The following is a 996-nucleotide window of genomic DNA, read 5'->3' as shown; positions in this document are numbered from 1 at the left end:
AAGCAGAACTGCCCATCCTCCGACATGATGACGGAATTGGCCAGCACCGGCGACACGTCGTCGATCGACACCCAGCGGCGGTCGTAACCGGAGAACGTCGCCAGGTCCTTCAACATCAGCGTCGAGACAGGATGCACGAAGAACGGCAGGTAGAGAAAGGTCAGCACGACCGGAATCAAAGCCAGCACCGCGGCCACGACGATGCCGCGCCGGACCCAGCGTTTGAGACCCCGGCGATTTACGCCTCGCGATCTCGTCGCCATGTCCAGCTTTTCGGTTTCATGATCGACGATCGGTTCCGCCAAGCCGCCCAACCCATGCCAGAGAGCTCGTTTTGAAACGCGCTCCTGTGAGTCATGTGACGGTGTTTTCGAGAACCGGAGCGGAGCGTACATTAGAGTACGCAAGCACCGGAAGCGCAGAAAACGCCCTCAGATGACCGCAGGAGCAGAGTTTCCAAACGGGCTCATACTGCTCCGGCATAATGGCGCTTGCCTTCTTGCGCAACGTCTGAGTGTCGGCTACCGGTCCGGGCCATGACGAATGACGACCAAATGGCGTTCGAAATGGCGCTCATCCGACGCGCTGCCGCCGTCGAGGTGCTGCTGCGGCGGCTGCTCGACGACCGTGCGCTTTCGGGCGAGATCGCGCGGCCTGAGCGGCTGATGGCAGCCATGCGGCACGGCGTGCTGAACGGCGGCAAGCGCCTGCGCCCCTTCCTGGTCATGGAAAGTGCCGCCCTTTTTTCCGCCGATGGCGAGGCGGCACTGCGTGTCGCCGCCGCACTTGAATGCGTGCATTGCTATTCGCTGGTACACGACGATCTGCCCGCCATGGACGACGATGACCTGCGTCGTGGCCAGCCGACCGTGCACAAGGCCTTCGACGAGGCGACCGCCATTCTGGCTGGCGATGCCTTGCTGACGCTGGCCTTCGACATCATCGCCGGCGAGGCGACCGCCCTGCCGGCGATGATGTCGAAGGCCAGCGTCAGCA

1 protein-coding gene and 1 pseudogene are annotated in these 996 nt (G+C 63.0%); one reads left to right on the top strand and one right to left on the bottom strand.

What is annotated here, in order from left to right:
* A pseudogene (locus tag EN750_RS36200) lies at window positions 1-314 on the bottom strand (monofunctional biosynthetic peptidoglycan transglycosylase); the annotation flags it as partial.
* 222 nt (window positions 315-536) lie between these two features.
* On the opposite strand from EN750_RS36200, the gene EN750_RS36195 reads away from it, so the two are divergent.
* On the top strand, window positions 537-996 hold a 460-nt coding region (locus tag EN750_RS36195), incomplete at its 3' end, for a polyprenyl synthetase family protein (protein ID WP_189526744.1).

The sequence above is a fragment of the Mesorhizobium sp. M7A.F.Ca.ET.027.03.2.1 genome, from assembly GCF_003999175.1.
GTDB lineage: Bacteria > Pseudomonadota > Alphaproteobacteria > Rhizobiales > Rhizobiaceae > Mesorhizobium.
The sequence above is the reverse complement of the archived record's forward strand: the minus strand, read 5'-3'. Positions and strand labels throughout refer to the sequence as shown.